Here is a 3,513-nt window from a genome sequence, read left to right as displayed (position 1 = left end):
GGTGGGTGCAGCGGCACACGTTCGCCATGAACGAGACGTTCCGCATCGACTTCGACGTGTTCAACCACTACGTGTCGACCAGTTCGCGCTCGCCGTTCACGAAGCGTCCGTTCACGCAGAAGTTCTCGTCCGAGGCCCTGCACGTGGTGGACGGGACGACGCACACCATCACCCGCCCGGACGGCGCCGTCGAGACCCGAGCGCTCGCCCCCGAGGAACTGCCCGAGACGCTGGCCGGCGACTTCGGGATCGTGCTGGAGGACGAGGACGCCTCGGCGCTCGTCGAATTCGTCCGGGCCCTGAGCTAGGACAGGTCGAGGCGGGCGAGTTCGGCGCGGGCGGCGACGCCGAGCTTGGGGTAGGCCTTGTAGAGGTGGTAGCCGACCGTCCGGGGGCTGAGGAACAGCTGCCCGCCGATCTCCCGGTTGCTGAGGCCCGTCGCCGCCAGCCGGACGACCTGGAGTTCCTGCGGGGTGAGGCGGGCTGCCAGGTCGTCGGGACCGGTACCGTCCGCCAGGCTCTCGCCGGCGGCCCGCAACTCGGTCCGGACGCGGTCGGCCCAGGGAGCAGCGCCGAGCCGCTCGAACGTCTCCAGTGCCGGGTGCAGCCGTGCCCGCGCGTCGTTGCGGCGTCGCGTCCTGCGGAGCCACTCCCCGTAGAGCAGTTCGGTGCGGGCCTGCTCGAATGGCGTTCCGCCCTCGCGGTGCAGTTCCAGGGCCCGCGAGTACAGGTCGTCCGGGTCCGCGGCGAGGAGTGCCGCACAGCGCATCGCGACCGCCTCGGCCCAAGGCTGCCCTATCTGCGCGGCCCATCCGCTGTACCAGTCGGCGGCGTCCCGCGCGCGCTCTGGCTCACCCGCCCGGACGGCCGCTTCGACGAGGTCGGGCAACGCTGCGATGCCGCCCTGCCGGTTGGGCCCGGCGACGACGTCCACGAGACGTTCGAGAGCGGCCTCGTACCGGCCCAGCCCCAGGTCGAGCAGGCTGCGCGCCGCCGCCGCATGCACGTTGCCAGGCGGGACCCCCCGCGCGAGCGCCTCTTCCGTCAGTTCCGTGCAGCGCGCTTCATCGCCCTGGATGGCGGCGAGCTGCGCCAGGACGGTGTCGAGGTAGACGCGGATGCGGTGCTGCCCGGTGTCGGCGGCGATCCGGACCCCTTCCGTCGCGCCGGTGAGCGCGTCGCGGTGCCGGCCGAGGAGCAGGTCCGTCCGGGAGCGAAGCATCAGCGCGGGCGCGAGCAGCCCGATCGCCCCCTGCGCGCGGAAGCTCCGCTCCAGCTCGGCCGCGGCCTCGGCGGCGCCCCGCACGTCGCCGATCATCAGGTGCCACATGCCCGCGCGGACCCGGTCGTGCGCCCCGTAGCAGGGGCTCATCCCGTCCATGAGCTCGCGCAGGGCGGCGACGCCGTCCGCGAGATCGCCGTTCGGCCCGAACGGGTTCTGCCCGGCGAACACCCGGCTCAGCGCCCGCAGGTGCGGCGCGTTCGGGACGCCGGCGCGCACGCCCTCGGCGACGATGTCGTCCAGCGCGGTGAAGTCCGCCGCGTTGGCGGCGGCGGACGCGGCCTGGAAGTACAGGTAGCCGGACGTGCGCGGATCGAGCTCGGCGACCGTCGCCGCCGTCTCCGCGAACAGCCGGTAGGCGTCCCGCGTCCGGTCCTGCTCGTCGGCGAGGTTCGCCCGGATCAGCACCAGCTCCGCCCGCGCCATCGGGTCGGGCAGGTCGGCCTCCGCGCGGGCCGCCAGCTCGATCGCCCGCTCGGGCAGCCCGGCGTCGGCGCAGGCGCGCGCGGCCAGCGCCAGCCGGCGGCCCCGCTCGGCCCGGTCCGGGCTGAGCGCGGCGGCGCCCTCGTACATGGCGGCGACGGACGCGTTGCCGCCCGTGTCCCGCTCCATGACGGCGGTCTTCTCCAGGACGGCCGCGACGTGCTCGTCCGGCCCGGTCACCGACCGTGCCAGATGGAACGCGTGATGGCATTCGTCGCCGCGCTCCAGGTACGCCGCCGCCAGCGCCTCGTGCGCGGCCAGCCGCATGGTGAGCGTCGCGTCCCCGAGGGCGGCGGTGCGGATCAGCGGGTGCCGCACCTCAAGCCGCCCGTCCGCGGTGCCGCGCAGCAGCCGGTGCCGCTCGGCGGGCTCCAGGTCGCCGACGGACGCGCCGAACCGGCCCCCCGCCCGCGTGACCACCCCGGTGTCGCCGAGGTCGTCGGCCGCCACCAGCAGGACGAGCCACCGCGCGGGCTCCGGCAGCGCGCCGATGCGCTCGGCGAACGCCCGCCGGATCCGCTCGTACGCCGACCCGTGCCCGTTCTCACCCGGGAGTTCGAGGAGCGCGAGCGGGTTGCCCATCGCCGCGGCCAGCACCTCCTGCCGGACCTGCCGGGGCAGCTTCGCGGCGCGGTCGTCCAGCAGCCCGGCCGCGGCGTCCCCGTCGAGGGCGCGCACGCTCACCTCCGCGAGCCCCTGCGCGGCGAACTCCGGCGCGCCCGCCTCCGGCACGTCCGCGTCGCGGGCCGCGAAGACGATCGCGATGGGCTCGGCGTCGAGGCGGCGGGCGGCGAACAGCAGCGCCTCGGCGGACGGGACGTCCAGCCACTGCGCGTCGTCCACCAGGACCAGCAGCGGCGTCTCGGCCAGGTCCGACAGCAGGGTCAGCACCGCGAGGCCGACCAGGAACCGGTCGCCGGCGCCGAGCCGGCCGCCCATGTTGAGGGCGGACCGCAGCGCCTCGGCCTGCGCGTCCGGAAGGCCGCCGACGCGGTCCAGATGGCGGCCGAGCAGCAGGTGCAGGCCCGCGTACGGCATGCCGCTCTCGTACTCGACGCCCGTCCCGCGCAGGACGCGCATGTCGCCGGCCGCTTCGGCGGCGTGGTCGAGCAGGGCCGACTTGCCGATCCCGGCCTCGCCCCGCAGGACGAGGGTTCCGCTGCGCCCCGCGCGGGCCCGGCCGAGGAGGTCCTCGATCGCGGCCAGTTCCGCGTCCCGCCCGTAAAGCATGCATTCACCCTACGCAGCCCGCAGACCGAGGTCCCCCAGCCGGTCACTCGGTCGTCGTCGTGGTCGTGACCGACCGTGACGCCGACGACTTCGTCCGGTTCGCTGAGGATGGCGGTGAGGTCCGGGACCGAGCCCGTCCCTTCCAGCATCAGCGTCACCGCGGCGTTGCCCGGACGGCGCCGGTCGGCGTCGTCGCGGTCGCGCCGCTCGTCCCGTCCCCGGTCGGAGTCGTCCGGGAGGTACTCGCGGTCGACGTTCACCTCCAGGATCACGAAGCCGCGCTGCGTGCACTCCATCAGGACGCGCCGCAGCGCGCCCCGCCCGTCCCGGTAGACGAGCCGCATCCGCGCCCATGAACAACGCCGCGCCGACGAGGGTGTGCGTGCGCAGGCCCGCGCTCTTGTTGCGCAGCCCCAGCTCCAGGCCGATGACGGCGGACAGCACCAGGGGCAGCGGCAACTCCCCGATCTGCGCCCACCCCTGGCCGGCAGCCAGCTCGATCACTCTCGGTCCCTACC

At 75.0% G+C, this 3,513-nt stretch carries 3 protein-coding genes; 2 read left to right on the top strand and 1 reads right to left on the bottom strand.

From position 1 onward, the window contains the following. Positions 1–308 (top strand): arylamine N-acetyltransferase (locus E1293_RS45655; protein WP_165978711.1); only part of this gene is annotated, 308 nt, incomplete at its 5' end. Here E1293_RS45655 and E1293_RS45650 read toward each other — a convergent pair. Then, positions 305–2,995, bottom strand: coding sequence for a helix-turn-helix transcriptional regulator (locus E1293_RS45650; protein WP_132206196.1), 2,691 nt, complete (start codon positions 2,993–2,995; stop codon positions 305–307). The two genes, E1293_RS45655 and E1293_RS45650, sit on opposite strands and share 4 nt — an antisense overlap. A gap of 65 nt (positions 2,996–3,060) precedes the next feature. On the opposite strand from E1293_RS45650, the gene E1293_RS48320 reads away from it, so the two are divergent. Further along, positions 3,061–3,351 carry a hypothetical protein gene (locus E1293_RS48320; protein ID WP_165978710.1) on the top strand — a complete coding sequence of 97 codons (291 nt, stop codon included), beginning with the start codon at positions 3,061–3,063 and terminating at the stop codon, positions 3,349–3,351. Positions 3,352–3,513 lie beyond the last annotated feature (162 nt).

It is taken from the genome of Actinomadura darangshiensis, assembly GCF_004349235.1.
GTDB lineage: Bacteria > Actinomycetota > Actinomycetes > Streptosporangiales > Streptosporangiaceae > Spirillospora > Spirillospora darangshiensis.
The sequence above is the reverse complement of the archived record's forward strand: the minus strand, read 5'-3'. Positions and strand labels throughout refer to the sequence as shown.

Coding starts and splice junctions, on each gene's coding strand:
- E1293_RS45650 (WP_132206196.1), bottom strand. CDS start 2,995: ATGCTTTACGGGCGGGACGCGGAACTGGCCGCGATCGAGGACCTCCTC.